The sequence below is a fragment of the Ralstonia sp. NFACC01 genome (genome assembly GCF_900115545.1).
GTDB lineage: Bacteria > Pseudomonadota > Gammaproteobacteria > Burkholderiales > Burkholderiaceae > Ralstonia > Ralstonia mojiangensis.
In genome coordinates this window covers 287,488-305,091 of record NZ_FOWV01000001.1, presented here as the reverse complement: position 1 = coordinate 305,091, position 17,604 = coordinate 287,488, and the positions used below count along the sequence as shown (strand labels likewise).

Genomic DNA, 17,604 nt, shown 5'->3' with positions numbered 1-17,604 from the left:
TTGTGGGCCCTTCTTATCCGTTAGAACGTACGCGCCTTGGGCGGCACCGATTCCACCGACAGCGGCTTCAACTGCACGGGCTTGTAGTCGAGGCGGTTGCCTTCGCTGTACCACAGCGAGTGCTTCATCCAGTTTTCGTCGTCGCGGTTCGGGAAGTCGCTGTGTGCGTGGGCACCGCGCGATTCCTTGCGGGCGGCGGCCGACACCATCGTCGCCTTTGCCACTTCCACCAGGTTGGCCACTTCCAGCGCTTCGACGCGCGCGGTGTTGAACACCTTGGACTTGTCCTTCAGGTGGATGCTGCCAGCGCGCTCGGCCACTTCCAGGATGCGCTCGACGCCTTCATCCATCAGCTTTTGCGTGCGGAACACGCCGGCGTGCGACTGCATGTTGCGGCGGATGTCGTTGGCGACGTCCTGCGCGTACTCGCCCGAGCTGGACGAATCGAGCTTGGCCAGGCGCGACAGTGCGCGGTCCGCTGCATCGGCCGGCAGCGGCTTGTGCTCGCGGTTCTTCAGGTTCTGCGCAATGATGTGGTTGCCCGCCGACCGGCCGAACACCACCAGGTCGAGCAGCGAGTTCGTGCCCAGGCGGTTGGCGCCGTGCACCGACACGCACGAGCATTCGCCAATCGCGTAGAAGCCGTTGATGACCTCGTTCGGGTTGCCGTTCTTCGGCACCACGACCTGGCCGTGATAGTTCGTCGGAATGCCACCCATCTGGTAGTGGATGGTCGGCACCACCGGGATCGGTTCCTTGATGGCGTCGACGTTGGCGAACTTCAGGCCGATCTCGCGGATCGACGGCAGGCGCTTCATGATGGTCTCGGCACCGACGTGGGTCAGGTCGAGCAGCACGTAGTCGCCGTTCGGGCCGCAGCCGCGGCCTTCCTTGATCTCCTGATCCATCGAGCGCGACACGAAGTCACGCGGCGCCAGATCCTTCAGCGTCGGGGCATAGCGCTCCATGAAGCGCTCGCCATCCTTGTTACGCAGGATGCCGCCCTCGCCACGCACGCCTTCCGTGATCAGCACGCCCGCGCCGGCCACGCCGGTCGGGTGGAACTGCCAGAACTCCATGTCTTCCAGCGGGACGCCTGCGCGCGCTGCCATGCCCAGGCCGTCACCGGTGTTGATGAAGGCGTTGGTCGAGGCTGCGTAGATCCGGCCTGCACCGCCCGTGGCGAACAGCGTCGTCTTCGCTTCGAGGATGTAGACCTCGCCGGTTTCCATTTCCAGCGCGGTCACGCCCAGCACGTCGCCGTCCTGGTCGCGGATCAGATCCAGCGCCATCCATTCGACGAAGAAGTGGGTCTTGGCCTTGACGTTACGCTGGTACAGCGTGTGCAGCAGCGCGTGGCCAGTACGGTCAGCCGCGGCGCAGGCACGCTGCACGGGCTTCTCACCGTAATTCGACGTGTGACCGCCGAACGGACGCTGATAGATGGTGCCGTCGGCGTTGCGGTCGAACGGCATGCCGAAGTGTTCCAGCTCATAGACCACGTTCGGCGCCTGGCGGCACATGAACTCGATCGCGTCCTGGTCGCCGAGCCAGTCGGAGCCCTTGACGGTGTCGTAGAAGTGATAGTGCCAGTTGTCTTCGCTCATGTTACCCAGCGAAGCGCCGATACCACCCTGCGCCGCAACGGTGTGCGAGCGGGTGGGGAAAACCTTGGACAGCACGGCCACGGAGAGGCCGGCCTCTGCCAGCTGCAGCGATGCGCGCATGCCCGAACCGCCCGCACCGACGATCACGACGTCGAATTTGCGGCGCGGCAGCCCAGTCTTGACTGCGACCATGTCTTAAACCCTCCAGAGAATCTGAGCTGCGTAGCCCGCACAACCGACGAGCCACAGAATCGTCAACACTTGCAGCGTCAAACGCACTGCCACGGGCTTCACGTAGTCCATCCAGATGTCACGGACACCGATCCAGGCGTGATACGTGAGCGACACGAACGCCAGGAACGTCAGCATCTTCATCCACTGGTTGGAGAACAGCCCCGCCCAGCTTTGGTAAGACGTGTCTTTGGAGAGCAGGAACGCAGCCAGCAGCACGACGGTATAGACCGCCATGATCACGGCGGTGACGCGCTGCGCGAGGAAGTCCTTCAGGCCGTAGTGCGCGCCGACAACGAGGCGCTTGGGACCGATATTGTTTTGTGCCATTGCGGATTCCTCAGAACAGGCCGAACAGCTTGGCGCCGAACACGACGGTCAGCAGCAGGCTGACGATCAGCACGCTCACAGCCGACTTGGAGGCCGAAGCCTTGTCGATGCCGATATGCAGATCGAGGATCAGGTAACGGACACCTGCGCAGAAGTGGTGCAGGTATGCCCAGATGAGGGCAAGGACAACAACCTTGGCAAAGCCGTTGGACAGAAGCGCCGAGAACTTGGCGAAACTGATTTCCGACGTGAGACTTTGCTCGAACAAGTACAGCACGAACGGAAGAAGAAGGAACATCAGCGCACCGCTGGCACGGTGCAAGATGGACACCTTACCGGCCCAGGGCAAGCGGTAACGGGCGATATCGCCCAAACCGATGTTCCTGTATACCGGCCTGGCTTTCTTGATGGCTTCTGCCATGGTCAGACCCCAATTGGCTAATCAACAAACAAAACAGCTTTGCACAAATCCGCGAGATTCTAGCGCGCTTTTGTTGCGCAGCGCACCATTAATTCCATGCGACGCGCTCCACTTTTGTGCTTCCTGCCCTCGCCTGCCAGTGGCGTGATACGGGGGCCGATTGTCCTCTCTACACTGCCTTCATGACGCGCAATACGCTGTTGCGCGACGCACAAACCGCGATGCCACCGAAGTGGCAGCGGCCCGCACGAATCGGGCCCGGCAACGCGTCGTCAATTTAATTCGTTCTGGTAGTAGTGCCGCGTCGTGACGTACAGGCCACGACGTATCTCCACCGGTTTGTCGCCGAACGTGTGCGACACACGTTCCACCGAGAGCAGCGGCGATTCAACTGCAACTGATAGCAGCTCAGCCGTGGTCGCGTCAGCCGCTACCGCACGGAGGCGCTCGGTAGCACGCAACATGCGGACACCGAATTCCGCCTCGAAAAACGCGTACATCGGGCCCTTCCACTCGGTCAGCTTTTCAGCCGTCAGCCCTTTGAAACTCGCCCCCGGCAGCCAGATTTCTTCCAGCACGGTCGGTTCGCCCGAAAAAAACAGGATGCGGCGGATCTGCACGACGCTGTCGCCAGCCTTGAGTTCGAGCAGGCGTGCGATCTCGGCCGGGGCGCGCATACGCTTGCACTCCAGCACGCGACTGCTCGGATAGTGCTGCTCACCCTGCTCCGGCATCAGACGCAAGAAACGGAATTGCACCCCTTCTTCGTAGTGCGTGGTAACGAAGGTGCCTTTGCCCTGGCGCCGGGCGACCAAGTTTTCGGCCGCCAGCTCGTCGATCGCCTTGCGCACGGTCCCTTGGCTGACCTTGTAGCGGGCGGCCAATTCCATCTCACTCGGGATCATCTCGCCCGGCTTCCATTCGCCGGCCTGCAAGCTTTGCAGGATCAGGGTCTTGATCTGCTGATACAGCGGGCTAAAGGTGGGAGAGCCGCCCCCGCCTCCCGCAGAAGCGGGCGATGCGCCGCCTTCGCCGCCCGGAGGAGGCATCGCAGCGGATAGAGGGCTGGGTGTGCTCGACATAACTGCCGATTTCACCACAAAAGCGACAAGGGCGTCCAGCCCGTTTATAGAATGTCTTATGTCTTATATAAGACAGAAGATTCATTGACTTTCCCACGGGCACCGACCTACACTCGCGCCTGTTCCGGGCGACGGCCCACACACACACCACGATGGCTCAAAGGTCAATCGCAAGTGTGTTTCCACATCGTCATGCGGACGCAGTAAACTGCGAGGCTCTTGCCGTTCCCGAGCCGACCGCCCACGAGGCGCCGACCGTTGCCGGCAACGCCTGCGAGGCTGCACCGACATCCTGCCGGGATGCGCGCCGCGCGCAGTGCGATCCGCTTTCACTACCGTTTGGAGAGTTCTCATGGCAAAAGCACCCATGCGCGTCGCAGTGACCGGCGCTGCTGGACAGATCGGTTACGCCCTGCTGTTCCGCATCGCCGCCGGCGAAATGCTGGGCAAGGATCAACCCGTCATCCTGCAACTGCTGGAAATCCCCGATGAGAAGGCCCAAAAGGCGCTCAAGGGCGTGATGATGGAGATCGAAGACTGCGCATTCCCGCTGCTGGCTGGCATGGAAGCGCATTCCGACCCGATGACCGCATTCAAGGACGCCGATGTGGCTCTGCTGGTGGGCGCCCGCCCCCGTGGCCCGGGCATGGAACGTGCGGATCTGCTGTCGGCCAATGCCCAGATCTTCACGGCACAAGGCAAGGCACTGAACGCCGTGGCTTCGCGCAACGTCAAGGTGCTGGTGGTCGGCAACCCGGCCAACACGAACGCCTACATCGCCATGAAGTCGGCGCCGGATCTGCCGCGCGAGAACTTCACCGCCATGCTGCGCCTGGACCACAACCGCGCCCTGTCGCAGATCGCCGCCAAGACCGGCAAGCCGGTGTCGAGCATTGAGAAGCTGTTCGTGTGGGGCAACCACAGCCCGACGATGTACGCCGACTACCGCTACGCCACGATCGACGGCAAGAGCGTCAAGGACATGATCAACGACCCGGTGTGGAACAACGACGTGTTCCTGCCGACCGTTGGCAAGCGCGGCGCCGCGATCATCGAAGCCCGTGGCCTGTCGTCGGCTGCTTCGGCTGCCAACGCCGCCATCGACCACGTGCGCGACTGGGTACTCGGCACCAACGGCAAGATTGTCACGATGGGCATCCCGTCGAACGGCGAGTACGGCATTCCGAAGGACGTGATGTTCGGCTTCCCGGTCACCACCGAGAATGGCAAGTACAAGATCGTCGAAGGCCTGGAAATCGACGAGTACAGCCAAGGCAAGATCAAGATCACGCTCGACGAGCTGGAAGGCGAGCGTGCGGGCGTGCAGCATCTGCTGTGATCCGCATGATCTAAAAGAAGAAACCGGAGCGGATCGGCAGCGAACCCTCCGGTTTTTTTACACCTGCATTTCGAACAAAACGCAGGCGTTACCCGCGCCGCCCAACCGATACCAACCCGTGCACCCCACCGAGGTTTTGTTCCAGGACGATGCCCTGCCGGCCCAATTGCCGGTCTGCGACCACTACGCGGGCGCAGAAAAACTGATGCGCAAGTCGCTCGCCCTGCAACAAGCCCTTGGCCCCGTTTTCGATATCACGTTTGACTGCGAAGACGGCGCTGCCGTCGGCCAGGAACGTGCGCACGCCGAACTGGCCGCCGCACTCATCAACAGTGACGACAACCGCTTCAACCGCGTTGGCGTGCGCATCCACGATCCGAACCACGATGCGTGGACGCAGGACGTTGACATCCTAGTAGGCCTTGCCGGCCGCCGACTCGCCTACGTGACCGTGCCCAAGGTACGTGACGTGGTGGAAGTGGCGCGCGTGACCGATCGCATCAACCAGGCCGCCAAGGCTGCGGGCATTGCGCGACACCTGCCGATCCACGTGCTGATCGAAACGCATGGCGCGCTGGCGCAGGTGTTCGATATCGCTTCGTTGGTGCAGGTGGAATGCCTGAGCTTCGGCCTGATGGATTTTGTTTCGGCGCACAACGGTGCGATTCCGGGCGCGGCGATGGGCTCGCCCGAGCAGTTCGAGCATCCGCTGATCCGCCGCGCGCTGACCGATATTTCCGCCGCGTGCCACGCGCACGGCAAGGTGCCATCGCACAACGTCAGCACCGACATCAAGCACCCGGAGCGGGCCCGCGCCGATGCTGCCCGTGCCCGCAACGAGTTCGGCTATCTGCGCAAGTGGAGCATCCATCCGGATCAGATCGCGCCAATCGTTTCCGCCTTCCGCCCATCGCACGAAGAAGTGACACACGCGAGCGCCATTCTTGCGGCTGCGCAGGATGCCGCGTGGGGCCCGATCCAGCATGAAGGCCGGCTGCATGACCGCGCAAGCTATCGCTATTGGTGGGCCGTGCTGCAACGCGCGCACACCACCGGCGTGGAAATGCCAGCCGACGCCGTAGCGCGCTTCTTTGCGTGACGAGCATAAAGAGGAGATTCGCCATGACGGCAAACACCCAAACCAGCGCAGGTGCGCGCTTCCGCCAGGCGCTGGTCGAAGAATCGCCGTTGCAGATCGTCGGCACCATCAACGCCAACCACGCGCTGCTGGCCAAGCGCGCCGGCTATCGCGCGATCTACCTGTCGGGCGGCGGTGTGGCTGCGGGCTCGCTGGGCTTGCCTGACCTCGGCATATCGGGCCTGGATGACGTTCTGACCGACGTCCGCCGCATCACCGATGTGTGTGATGTGCCGCTACTGGTGGACGTCGACACGGGTTTCGGCGCTTCCGCCTTCAACGTGGCGCGCACAACCAAGTCGCTCATCAAGTTTGGCGCTGCGGCCATGCATATCGAAGACCAGGTCGGCGCCAAGCGCTGTGGCCATCGACCCAACAAAGAGATCGTCTCGAAGGACGAGATGGTCGATCGCATCAAGGCTGCCGTCGACGCGCGCACCGACGCCAGCTTTGTCGTCATGGCCCGCACCGATGCGCTGGCCGTCGAGGGATTCGACCGCGCCCTTGAACGCGCCGTGGCCTGCGTGGAAGCCGGCGCCGACGCGATCTTTCCCGAGGCGATGACGGAACTGTCGATGTACCGCAGGTTTGTCGACGCGGTGAAGGTACCGGTGCTGGCCAACATCACCGAATTTGGCCAGACGCCGCTTTTCACGCGCGATGAGCTGGCCTCCGCAAGCGTGTCGATGATTTTGTACCCGCTGTCGGCATTCCGCGCGATGAACAAGGCCGCAGAGAACGTTTACGCCGCTATTCGTCGCGATGGCACGCAACAAAATGTGGTGGACACCATGCAGACGCGCATGGAACTGTACGACAGCATCGGTTACCACGACTACGAGGCCAAGCTGGACGCGCTGTTCGCACAGAATCGCAGTTGAGCCGGGCCAAGATCCACACCAACGCAAACAAGGAGAACGGAAGGCAAAACTGCGGGGGTAAGTTGCCCGGGAACGCCCCGAAAAACGACGCTGATGCTAGCGCGACACCTCCGTTTGGCGGAGATGTCGGGCAAGCATGTAACAGAACGTTGGGCACGGCGGGCAAATCGGTCAAAATACCGGCCGGTGTGCGAAATGCCGTGGCATTCCGTGGCCTGGCAGCCGCCTCCCCCACTCTGTCTTACCGAAGGAAACCCTATGAACAAATTCATCGTGGGCGCCTGTGCTGGCGTTCTTTCGCTGGCTGCATCGCAATATGCAACCGCCCAGGCCCCGGCCAAGCCGGCTGCCAAGAAGGCTCCGGCCAAGAAGCGCGCCTCCAAGAAGGCCGCGCCTGTTGCCGCCGTCAAGCCGGAAGGCGTCGAATGGAAGTGTGAGCTTGGCAACGAGCTGTATCTCAAGGGCGACATGGCCCGCGACCAGATCATCACGATGTACTGGAAGGGCAAGAACTACCAGCTGCCGCGCCAGATGACCCGCACCGGCGCCGACCGTTACTTCGACCAGAAGACCGGCATGGACCTGGTGGTGATCCCGTCCAAGGCCATGCTGTTCGATCGCAACGAAGGCCACCGCCTGGCCGACGAGTGCCAGACCGCCGAGATGGCTGCCGGCGCACCGGCCCCGACGCAAGCCGGCGCCCTGCGCGCCCCGGCCGGCCTGCCGCTGATGACGCCGGACAGCCCGGCTCCAGCTCCGGCCCCGGCGCCGGGCACGGCCCAACCGGCCCAGCAGTAATCCGCCATCGCGCAAGAGGCCCAGAGGAACCGCCCATGTCCGCGCCGGTTGCGAACACACGCACGAATCCAGACAAGGTCATCGTCGACGATGTGACCTTGCCCGGATGCGCCGGGCGCCTTGGGCCCACCGTATCCGGGACCGTCGAGCCAACTGGCACGATGGCTCCCGGTACCGCCCTCTTCGCCTATCAGGCCATCGAGGGGCACCAGGATACCGTCGCCCGCGGCGCTCGCAGCACTGTGCTGCGGATGAAAAACGCCCGCGTGGACGACAAGCCTTTCACCACGAATGACCACGACGCCAAGAAGCGTCCGATCGCCCATGGCATCACCGCCCGCATCAACGGCGGCAAGACGTTCAGCGGGGTCGTGGCGAAGTACCAGACCGGTCAGAAGCCAGGCCGGTCAACGCGTTTGTCGGTTTGTACCTGATTTGATTTTGTCGATTTGATGTATCCGCAAGGGGCGCCCCGGCACCCCGCGCAATCCTCAAGCCTTGGAGTCATGCCATGCCCCACAATCTGAAAAAAACACTCAAGGAATTTAAGATCAACGGCGGCCAGACCGGCAAGTTCCACTCCCTGCCGCAACTGGGCAAGGAACTGGGCGTGGCGATCGAGCGCCTGCCGGTGTCGATCCGCATCGTGCTGGAGTCCGTGCTGCGCAACTGCGACGGCAAGAAGGTGACCGAAGAGCACGTTGCGCAACTGGCCAACTGGAAGCCGAACGCCGAGCGCGTCGACGAAATCCCGTTCGTGGTTGCCCGCGTGGTGCTACAGGACTTTACCGGCGTGCCGCTGCTGGCCGACCTGGCCGCCATGCGCAACGTGGCCGAGCGCATGGGCAAGAACCCCAAGAAGATCGAGCCGCTGGTGCCGGTTGACCTCGTGGTGGATCACTCGGTGCAGGTCGACCACTTCCGCGAGAAGAAAGCCTTGGACCTGAACATGCAACTGGAGTTCTCGCGCAACAACGAGCGCTACCAGTTCATGAAGTGGGGCATGCAGGCATTCGACACGTTTGGCGTGGTGCAGCCGGGCTTCGGCATCGTCCACCAGGTGAACCTGGAATACCTGGCACGCGGCGTTCATAAGAAAGACGGCGTGTTCTACCCGGATACGCTGGTCGGCACCGACAGCCACACCACCATGATCAACGGTATTGGCGTGGTGGGCTGGGGCGTGGGCGGCATCGAGGCGGAAGCCGGCATGCTGGGCCAGCCGGTGTACTTCCTGACACCGGACGTCGTCGGCGTTGAGCTGAAGGGCCGCCTGCGTGAAGGCTGCACGGCCACCGACCTAGTGCTCACGATTACCGAAATGCTGCGCAAGGAGAAGGTCGTCGGCAAGTTCGTCGAGTTCTTTGGCGAAGGCACGGCCAGCCTGTCGCTGCCGGACCGCGCGACCATCGGCAACATGGCTCCGGAATACGGCGCAACGATGGGCTTCTTCCCGGTTGACGAAAAGACCATCGACTACTTTAAGGGCACGGGCCGCACGCAGGAAGAAATCGCTGCGTTTGAAGGCTACTTCAAGGCGCAGAAGCTGTTCGGCGTGCCGAAGGCCGGCGAAATTGACTACACCAAGACGCTGACGCTGGATCTGGGCACGGTGGCCCCGTCGCTCGCCGGCCCGAAGCGTCCGCAAGACCGTATCGAAATCGGCAACGTGAAGTCGACGTTCTCGTCGCTGTTCTCGAAGCCGGTCGCAGAAAACGGTTTCAACAAGAAGTCGGAAGACCTCGACAAGACCTTCACGACCACCAACGGCGTCGACGTGAAGAGCGGCGACGTGCTGATCGCTGCGATCACCTCGTGCACGAACACGTCCAACCCGAGCGTGCTGCTGGCGGCAGGCCTGCTGGCCAAGAAGGCCGTCGAAGCCGGCTTGGAAGTGGCTCCGCACATCAAGACGTCGCTCGCCCCGGGAAGCCGCGTGGTGACGAAGTATCTGGAAGCCGCCGGCCTGCTGCCGTACCTTGAGAAGCTGGGCTTTGGCGTGACCGCATACGGCTGCACGACCTGTATCGGCAACGCCGGCGACCTGACGCCGGAACTGAACGAAGCCATCGTGAAGAACGACATCGTTGCTGCCGCTGTGCTGTCGGGCAACCGCAACTTTGAAGCGCGTATCCACCCGAACATCCGTGCCAACTTCCTGGCCTCGCCGCCGCTGGTCGTTGCTTACGCCATCGCGGGCAACGTGACGCGAGACCTGATGACCGAGCCGGTCGGCAAGGGCAAGAACGGCAAGGATGTGTATCTGGGTGACATTTGGCCGACCTCGGATGAGATCGCCAAGCTGATGAAGTTCGCGATGAACGCCGACACGTTCCGCACGAACTACGAGCAGGTCAAGAAGCCGTCCAAGCTGTGGGCCAACGTCAAGGGCACGAAGGGCCAGGTCTACGACTGGCCGAAGTCGACGTACATCGCCGAGCCCCCGTTCTTCGAAGGCTTTGGCATGACGCCGGCTGCTGCCTCGGCATCGGTCAAGGGCGCACGCGCACTCGGCGTGTTTGGGGATTCCGTGACGACTGACCACATCTCCCCGGCCGGTTCGATCAAGGAAACGTCGCCCGCCGGTAAATACCTGCTGGCCAACGGCGTGCTCAAGGCCGACTTCAACAGCTACGGCTCCCGCCGCGGCAACCATGAGGTGATGATGCGCGGCACGTTCGCCAACGTGCGCATCAAGAACCTGATGATCCCCGCCAAGGCCGACGGTTCGCGCGTGGAAGGCGGCGAGACGCTGTTCCAGCCGAGCGGCGAACAAATGTCGATCTACGACGCTGCCATGAAGTACATCGCCGAAGGCACGCCGACGGTCGTGTTTGGTGGCGAAGAGTACGGCACGGGCAGCTCGCGCGACTGGGCCGCCAAGGGCACGCAGCTCCTGGGCGTGAAGGCCGTGATCGCACGCAGCTTCGAGCGTATCCACCGATCGAACCTGGTCGGCATGGGCGTGTTGCCGCTGCAGTTCAAGGGCAGCGACTCGGCACAATCGCTGGGCATCGTGGGCGACGAGACCTTCGACATCGAAGGCCTGGACGGCGAAATCAAGCCGCAACAGGACGTCACACTGGTCATCCATCGCGCCAACGGCGAGACCACGCGTGCGCAAGTGCTGCTGCGCATCGACACCCCGATCGAAGTCGACTACTACAAGCACGGCGGCATCCTGCCGTTCGTGCTGCGTCAGCTGCTGGCGGCTTAAGCTTCACGCATTGCGCTGCCCCGGTGCAGAACGGAAACCGGCTCTTCGGAGCCGGTTTTTTATTGCCTGCCGAATCAAACAAGGTGACGATGCTCCAATCCGCACGCAGGCTTTGATACAGTGTGCCGAATCGGCCGCGTGATGTGCTCGTCCCCCCTCGGCGGCGAAATTGCCATCCGCCCTTGCCTGACCGTTTCATTGCTGGAGTCCCGCACCCATGGCCCAAGTAGTACTAGCCTTCATCGTCGTGGCGGCTGCCGTGTTCTACATCCTGGTCAAGGCACCCCAGACCGACGCCCAGACGCCAGCCTCCGCCGCGCCCGCTGTAGCGGCTGCGCCCGTGCCCCCGCCTCCACCGCTGGCTGCCTCCGCGCCCGTTGCCGAGGCTCAGGTGGCACCAGCCAGCACGCCGGCCGCATCAGAACCCACAGCGGCTTCCGTACCTGCGGCCGCAAGCAGCGTGGCCTCGGGAGCATCGATACCCGTAGCCAAGCCTTAACGTTTTCGCCCTATGGGTTTCGCTATGGGCGTCGCGCAGCAGCGTACAAGGGTAAAATAATGCCCCTTCATTCTTCCAACGAACGGTACGGCACAGCATGGCAGGATTCCGCTCCAAGGCTCCCCAACGTCTTTCCCCCGATGCAGAACGGCTGGTGGCCGATGCGCTGGCGCTCGACGCGTCGGGCAGCCGCATCGAAGACGTCTATTGGGAACAAAGGCTGTCCGAACGTCTTTCCCGGCTGCTCAAGAACGGCAGCCAGACCGCGCTCGACGCCGCGCTAGACCATCTTTTCAAACACAACGAGGAAGCTTCCGACGTGCTGGCCGAACAGGCCGAGACACTGGCCGAATCGGCCATCCTCAGCTCGGGCGGCGTCGAATATGACGCGTTGCTGATCGCAGCGCCGATCCTGGCACACACGCGCTACATGATCCCGTCGGGCACGATCAAGCCCGAGATGGCGCAGACGCTACAGGTGCACCTGCAGGCCCACGTGATGGCTTCAAACGCTCGCGTGGCGCTCGCGCCGTATCTGTACAGCATCGACCAGCTGCCGCGCACCCATTCCGACACCTTTGCGCTTACGCACAAGCTGGCAGCCTATGCGCTGTCGGGCCAGCCTGCCAAGGTCGAATTGCGCGATATGCCCGAGACGGCACCGATCCTGGCCGATCCGCGCTATCTGGTGGCAATCGTCGTGGCGCAGCACGGCCAGGCGCTGTTCCGCTGGCAGGAGGACGCCAAGGAGCACCACGCAGAGCGCTCCGCCTGCCTGGAGCAATGGCGCGAACAGGTCACGCCGACCATCTCAACGCTGATGCCCGGCTGCGAGTTCGATCTGCTGCTGCCGGACGCCTTCTTCCTGTCCTGCCGCGAGTCCGACAAGCAGATCCGCCCGCTGACCGTCCGCGCTGCCGTCAACTACCTGCAGGGCGCGCTCGATATGCCGGCCAACCGGTTCGGCGCCATCATCGGCGCATTCGGCGAAGAGCAGATCGAGGAATACCGCGTGGCTTTCACAGTGCGCGGCGAAAAAGATCTCATCTACGGCATCGTCTGGCCAGTCTACGGCCGCGACGGCGGCGCCACGGATGTCGCCGCGGAAGGCGAACCCGGCAGCCCCCTGGAGCAGATCTGCGACGAGTTGCGCGCCTGCGGCATCGAAGACATCTTCCGCCACGGCCAGCTCTTCGAACCGGAGTACTGCGAAGACTGCGGCGCCCCGCTCTATGCAGACCGCTCGGCAGAAATCGTCCACGCAGAAATGCCGGAAGACGCGCCGACACAGCAGCCGCTGTTCCACTAATGCACGCTGTGCGGCATCAAAGCCACCTTCGGGTGGCTTTTTTTATTGCTCCGCCATCGTTCATATTGATTGTCGGTTTGCGTCGCACGTGCCGGACCGGGCTGCGGCACAATGACGGTCTTCCGCCACGTGGCATCACCGCCCGAACCCCAGGAGCCCCCGATGACAGCCCGTCCCCTCTTGTGTGTTCCCATCCGCGCCTTGATCCGCAACCTCGCCGCATGCGCGCTGGCTGCGGCTGCCGTAGTGCCGTTCGCCGCGCAAGCCGACGACCTGCGTATCGGCCTGTCTGCTGACGTCACGTCGATGGACCCGCAATGGAACAACGCCGGCCCCAACAACGCCATGGCGTTGCACATCTTCGAATCGCTGGTCTTTCTCGACAAGAACGGCCGCTATACACCCGGCTTGGCAACCTCGTGGAAACCTGTCGACGCCAACACCTGGGAGATCAAGCTGCGGCCCAACGTGAAATGGAGTGACGGCACGCCTTTCACCGGTGAAGACGTGAAAGCATCGATCGAACGTCCGGCGCGCCTGACCAACAGCCCAGGCCCGTTCACGAGCTATACCAAGTCGATTACCGACGTACAGATCGTCGATCCGCTCACAGTGCGACTGAAGTTGTCGACGCCCAATTACGCGAGCATCCCGAACGATCTGAACAGCCTGCCCATCATCCCGAAGAAAGTGGCCAACGCGGCGCAGGCGGACTTTGATGCGGGCCGCGCCATGATCGGCACCGGGCCGTTCCTGTTCGACCACTTCACGCGCGGGCAGGAAATCGTTCTGAAGAAGAATCCGCACTACTGGGGCCGCGTGCCGCAGTGGGACAAGGTGACGTTCAAGATCATCACCGACAATGCCGCGCGCACTGCCGCGCTGCTCTCGGGCGATGTGGATGTCGTCGAGGCCGTGCCAGCCGCGGACGTGCCGCGCATCAAGCAGGACCCGAAGTTCCACCTCGAACAGCAGGTGTCGTGGCGCACGATTTTCTGGCAGATGGACCAGAGCCGCGATGTGTCGCCGTTCGTGACCGACAAGGCCGGCAAGCCGCTGGCCAAAAACCCCTTGAAGGACCATCGCGTGCGTGAGGCCATCGCACTGGCCATCAACCGCGATGCCATCGTCAGCCGCGTGCTTGAGGGCCAGGGCGTGGTCGCATCGAGCATCGTGTCGCCGCAGATCTTTGGGCATCCGGGCGGTAAGCCAATTCCATATGACCCTGCTCGCGCGAAGAAACTGCTTGCCGAGGCGGGCTATCCGGACGGCTTCGGACTCACGCTGCACGCCACCAACAACCGCTATCTGAATGATGCGCAGGTCGCGCAAACCACCGCACAGCTGCTCACGCGCATCGGCATTCAGACGAAGGTGGAAACGCTGCCGGTGGCGGCGTATTTCTCGCGTGCGCGTCAGGGCGAGTTCTCGTTCATGATGCTCGGCTGGGGCTCGGTGGCGGCCGATGTGGCGCTGCGCAGCATTCTCGGCACGCCCAACGCCCAAACGGGCTACGGCTCGTGGAACTGGGGCCGCTATAGCAACCCGGAGCTGGACAAGCTGGTGCAGACGTCGCTATCGACAGTCTCGAGCGAACAGGCACACGAGCAGGCCGCCAAGACTGCAGCGCGCTTTGCACAGACCGATTACGCGATCATCCCGTCGCATCACCAACTGGCCACGTGGGCCATGCGCAAGGGCATCCGCTACGAAGCGCGCACCGACGAATGGTCGCTCGCGTGGTTGTTCACCAAGCAATGATGATCACTTGGTAACCAACACCTTGCCGTAACGCGCTGTTACAGCAAATTCGTCGGAAGTGCCGCGTTGGGGACGCATTGGGGTAACTAGCAGGAACTTTCATCCTTGGCTTTCCTCTATCATGGCGATTTCCACGCCGACACCCTGTAACACTCGTGATGTTGCGACCCAAACTACTCTGTCTCGGCGTCGTCGCTTTGCTGGCCGCCTGCTCCAACCTGCAGACTGAACCGACCGATGCGTCGGCCCAGGCCACCAAAGCCACGCCGAGTACCCCGGCCGCGCCAGCCAAGCCGGCCACTCAGCCCGTCCCGACCACGCCGCCCATCGTCTTCGACTCGACCGATAGCAGCGGCACAACGACGGTCAATCTCCCCTCCAAGGACAAGATGAGCTTGTCCGAATACCGCGCACAAACCCGTGACCGCCTGATTCAATCGGAAGGTGCCCGCCCCGACGTGGCCGACTGCGCTGCGCATGCGAGCTGGATCATTCCGCGCTCGACCAATTTCGACCAGTTCCGCCTGCCGACGGGTGCGCTTTCCAACGACCAGGCCAAAGTTGAGCCATGGGACTCCCGCTTCTCGTCCAGCAAGCAAGGCGCGATCAAGGTGTCGAGCGTGGTCAGCTTCAATGCCGCCGTGCACAAGCGCGGCACGGGCAATGACCAGTGGGAGCCCGTGCGCGTGCGCTGCGGGTATGACGAAGGGATGATGCTGGCGTATGAGTTGCTCGACGCCAATGGCCAGCCGTTCGCTGCCCCAGCCGCTGCGCCCTCGTCGTCGACAGCACGCACGCACTGCCGCCGCGGCCATCGCTGCACGACCAGTGCGGCTGTACGCGGCAAGAGCACGGCCAAGGGCAAGGCGTCGACAAGAGCGACGGCCAAGTCTGCCAAGGGCAGCGGCACCGCCAAGACCAAGTCGACCACGGCAAGCAAATCTACCGCCAAGTCGACGGCAAAGAAGACGACGAAGAAGTCGTCCTCCAACTAAGCGCAATGCGCCGCCGACCCAGGCGGCGCAGCGTTTATCTTCAGCCGAGATACTCCAGGATCGCCTGCAGCATGGCCGCGCCCAACGCGGCACTGCGGGCGCCATCCCAGCCCACGCGTGCGTCCGGCAGGTCGGCGTTGTCCTTGAACGGCATTTCCAGCGTCAACGACAAGCACCCATAGGTATGGCCGATGTACTTGGAGGCGAGCTTCAGCGCGTCTTCGTTGTACTTGCTAGCCTCGTAGCCGTACCGCGTCTGGAAATCCGGTGATGCACGCAGGAAGGCCGCGACAAAGCGGTCCTGATCAGCGCGCTGAGCATCGGTAAAGCCGGGCAGCATTTCACTGCCGGCCACGAACACATAGGGCAGCGCCTCGTCGCCGTGGATGTCGAAGAACAGGTCGACACCGGTTTGCTCGATGGCCTGACGCACCGCCAGCACTTCGGGACTGCGCTGGGCGTCAGGCTCCATCCACTCGCGGTTCAGGTTGGCGCCTGCGGCATTGGTGCGCAAGTTGCCCAGCGCCGAACCGTCCGGGTTCATGTTCGGCACGATATGGAAGACGGCGCGCTCGGCAAGCACACGGCCGATGGGATCGCCGCTCCAGACACCTTGGCGCGTCAGACGTGCGAGCAGGCCTTCAACGAACCACTCAGCCATCGTCTCGCCCGGATGCTGACGCGCGATGATCCACACGTTCTTCTTGCCGCGACCCGGTTCGCCGACGGTGATGCTGGTCATATCGCGGCCCTGCACCGTTTGCCCCAGGCGTTGCGTGCGCACGCCCGCCTTCGTTTGCGCAGCGGCCACGAGCGAGAGGTGGCGCTCATCCGAGTACGGCTCGAAGTATGCAAACCAGATGCTGTCATGCTCCGGCGTCACCTCGATGGTCATGGTCTTGCCGTCATAGCGTGTAGGCACCCGAAACCAGCGCTCGCGGTCGTACGAGGCGACGGCGCGGTAGTCTTTCCAGCCGGCGGCGTAGGTGCATTCACCGGCGTTTTCCAGCGCGAGCCTGCAGGCTTGGCCCTGCACGCCTTGCAGCCGGAAGTGGAACCACTGCATGAAGTCTGCGTGCGAATCGCGGCGAATGCGCAGGCGGATGGCATCGGCGCGGGCGGCATCGATGATTTCGATGGCGCCGCTGTCGAACGCGCTGGAGATGTGCGGTTGATTGGCGGTCATGTCGGATCCTGTCATCAGGTGAGCTTGCGGCGGAAGACCCAGCGCTCGTCGTCGGAATCGGCAGCGGCAAAGGCATAGCCGTCGACATCGAACGCCTTGAGCTTGCGCGGATCGGTGAGGCGGTGCTCGATCGCGTAGCGCGCCATCAGACCGCGGGCACGCTTCGCGTAGAACGAAATGATCTTGTACTGGCCGTTCTTCCAGTCTTCAAAAACCGGCGTGACGATGCGCGCCTTGAGCACCTTGGGCCGCACCACCTTGAAATACTCTTCCGACGCGAGATTGACGAGCACGGGATCGTCGTCCTGCTTGAAGAGCTTGTTCAGCGCCAGCGTCACCTCGTCGCCCCAGAAGGCGTACAGGTCCTTGCCGCGCGGATTGGCAAGGCGCGTGCCCATTTCCAGCCGATACGGCTGCATCCAGTCGAGCGGGCGCAGCACGCCGTACAGCCCCGACAGAATCCGCAGATGCTTCTGCGCGAACTGCAGATCGTCGACGGCCAGCGAATTGGAGTCGAGCCCGCCGTAGACATCGCCGTCGAAGGCCAGCGCGGCCTGCTTGCTGTTCTCGGCCGTGAATTCGGACGACCAATCCGCATAGCGCGTGGCATTAAGCGCCGCCAGCGGGTCGGAAATGTGCATCAGCGTGCCGATCTGGGCCGGCGACAGCTTGCGAAGCACTTCAATGAGTTCTGCGGAGCGCGCGATGAAATCGGGCAGCGTGTGGGTCTTGGTGCGCGGCGGTGTGTCGTAGTCGAGCGACTTGGCCGGCGAGAGGACGATGATCATGTCAGAATCGCGGTTCACAAGT

General features: G+C 63.0%; 16 protein-coding genes. 10 read left to right on the top strand and 6 right to left on the bottom strand.

Going from position 1 to position 17,604, the window contains the following annotated elements:
* Positions 1–20: 20 nt before the first annotated feature.
* The 4 genes from sdhA to BM136_RS01415 all read right to left on the bottom strand — a co-directional run bounded on the left by sdhA (position 21) and on the right by BM136_RS01415 (position 3,671).
* Entirely contained in the window at positions 21–1,799 is a 1,779-nt protein-coding gene (gene sdhA, locus BM136_RS01430) for a succinate dehydrogenase flavoprotein subunit (RefSeq protein WP_045206860.1), read from the bottom strand.
* Between the two features lie 3 nt (positions 1,800–1,802).
* Positions 1,803–2,168, bottom strand: coding sequence for a succinate dehydrogenase, hydrophobic membrane anchor protein (sdhD, locus tag BM136_RS01425; RefSeq protein WP_092969654.1), 366 nt, complete (start codon positions 2,166–2,168; stop codon positions 1,803–1,805).
* A 10-nt stretch (positions 2,169–2,178) separates the two neighbouring features.
* Complete coding sequence (sdhC, locus tag BM136_RS01420) at positions 2,179–2,589, bottom strand: succinate dehydrogenase, cytochrome b556 subunit (protein ID WP_012436028.1); 411 nt, start codon at positions 2,587–2,589, stop codon at positions 2,179–2,181.
* Between the two features lie 272 nt (positions 2,590–2,861).
* On the bottom strand, positions 2,862–3,671 hold the full coding sequence (locus BM136_RS01415) for a GntR family transcriptional regulator (protein ID WP_092969652.1): 810 nt from the start codon (positions 3,669–3,671) through the stop codon (positions 2,862–2,864).
* A 352-nt stretch (positions 3,672–4,023) separates the two neighbouring features.
* On the opposite strand from BM136_RS01415, the gene BM136_RS01410 reads away from it, so the two are divergent.
* The 10 genes from BM136_RS01410 to BM136_RS01365 all read left to right on the top strand — a co-directional run bounded on the left by BM136_RS01410 (position 4,024) and on the right by BM136_RS01365 (position 15,608).
* Entirely contained in the window at positions 4,024–5,010 is a 987-nt protein-coding gene (locus tag BM136_RS01410) for a malate dehydrogenase (protein ID WP_024975343.1), read from the top strand.
* Positions 5,011–5,128: 118 nt separating this feature from the next.
* On the top strand, positions 5,129–6,109 hold the full coding sequence (locus tag BM136_RS01405; RefSeq protein WP_092969650.1) for an HpcH/HpaI aldolase/citrate lyase family protein: 981 nt from the start codon (positions 5,129–5,131) through the stop codon (positions 6,107–6,109).
* A 23-nt stretch (positions 6,110–6,132) separates the two neighbouring features.
* Entirely contained in the window at positions 6,133–7,029 is an 897-nt protein-coding gene (prpB, locus tag BM136_RS01400; protein ID WP_092969648.1) for a methylisocitrate lyase, read from the top strand.
* Between the two features lie 258 nt (positions 7,030–7,287).
* On the top strand, positions 7,288–7,827 hold the full coding sequence (locus tag BM136_RS01395) for a hypothetical protein (protein ID WP_092969646.1): 540 nt from the start codon (positions 7,288–7,290) through the stop codon (positions 7,825–7,827).
* 35 nt (positions 7,828–7,862) lie between these two features.
* On the top strand, positions 7,863–8,261 hold the full coding sequence (locus BM136_RS01390; protein WP_092969644.1) for a 2-methylcitrate dehydratase: 399 nt from the start codon (positions 7,863–7,865) through the stop codon (positions 8,259–8,261).
* Positions 8,262–8,338: 77 nt separating this feature from the next.
* Positions 8,339–11,044, top strand: a complete 2,706-nt coding sequence (acnA, locus tag BM136_RS01385) for an aconitate hydratase AcnA (protein WP_092969642.1) — start codon at positions 8,339–8,341, stop codon at positions 11,042–11,044.
* 217 nt (positions 11,045–11,261) lie between these two features.
* Positions 11,262–11,543, top strand: a complete 282-nt coding sequence (locus tag BM136_RS01380) for a hypothetical protein (RefSeq protein ID WP_092969640.1) — start codon at positions 11,262–11,264, stop codon at positions 11,541–11,543.
* A gap of 97 nt (positions 11,544–11,640) precedes the next feature.
* The gene (locus tag BM136_RS01375; protein ID WP_092969638.1) at positions 11,641–12,852 is read left to right on the top strand and encodes a DUF2863 family protein; all 1,212 of its coding nucleotides are present in this window, start codon (positions 11,641–11,643) and stop codon (positions 12,850–12,852) included.
* A 162-nt stretch (positions 12,853–13,014) separates the two neighbouring features.
* On the top strand, positions 13,015–14,613 hold the full coding sequence (locus tag BM136_RS01370) for an ABC transporter substrate-binding protein (protein ID WP_092969636.1): 1,599 nt from the start codon (positions 13,015–13,017) through the stop codon (positions 14,611–14,613).
* Between the two features lie 158 nt (positions 14,614–14,771).
* The gene (locus BM136_RS01365) at positions 14,772–15,608 is read left to right on the top strand and encodes a BspC domain-containing protein (protein WP_092969634.1); all 837 of its coding nucleotides are present in this window, start codon (positions 14,772–14,774) and stop codon (positions 15,606–15,608) included.
* A gap of 40 nt (positions 15,609–15,648) precedes the next feature.
* On the opposite strand, the gene BM136_RS01360 is transcribed toward BM136_RS01365, so the two are convergent.
* Both BM136_RS01360 and yaaA read right to left on the bottom strand, forming a co-directional pair.
* Positions 15,649–16,794: a M14 family metallopeptidase gene (locus tag BM136_RS01360; RefSeq protein WP_092969632.1), complete on the bottom strand. Its 1,146-nt coding sequence runs from the start codon at positions 16,792–16,794 to the stop codon at positions 15,649–15,651.
* 14 nt (positions 16,795–16,808) lie between these two features.
* On the bottom strand, positions 16,809–17,582 hold the full coding sequence (yaaA, locus tag BM136_RS01355; RefSeq protein WP_092969630.1) for a peroxide stress protein YaaA: 774 nt from the start codon (positions 17,580–17,582) through the stop codon (positions 16,809–16,811).
* Positions 17,583–17,604: the final 22 nt, after the last annotated feature.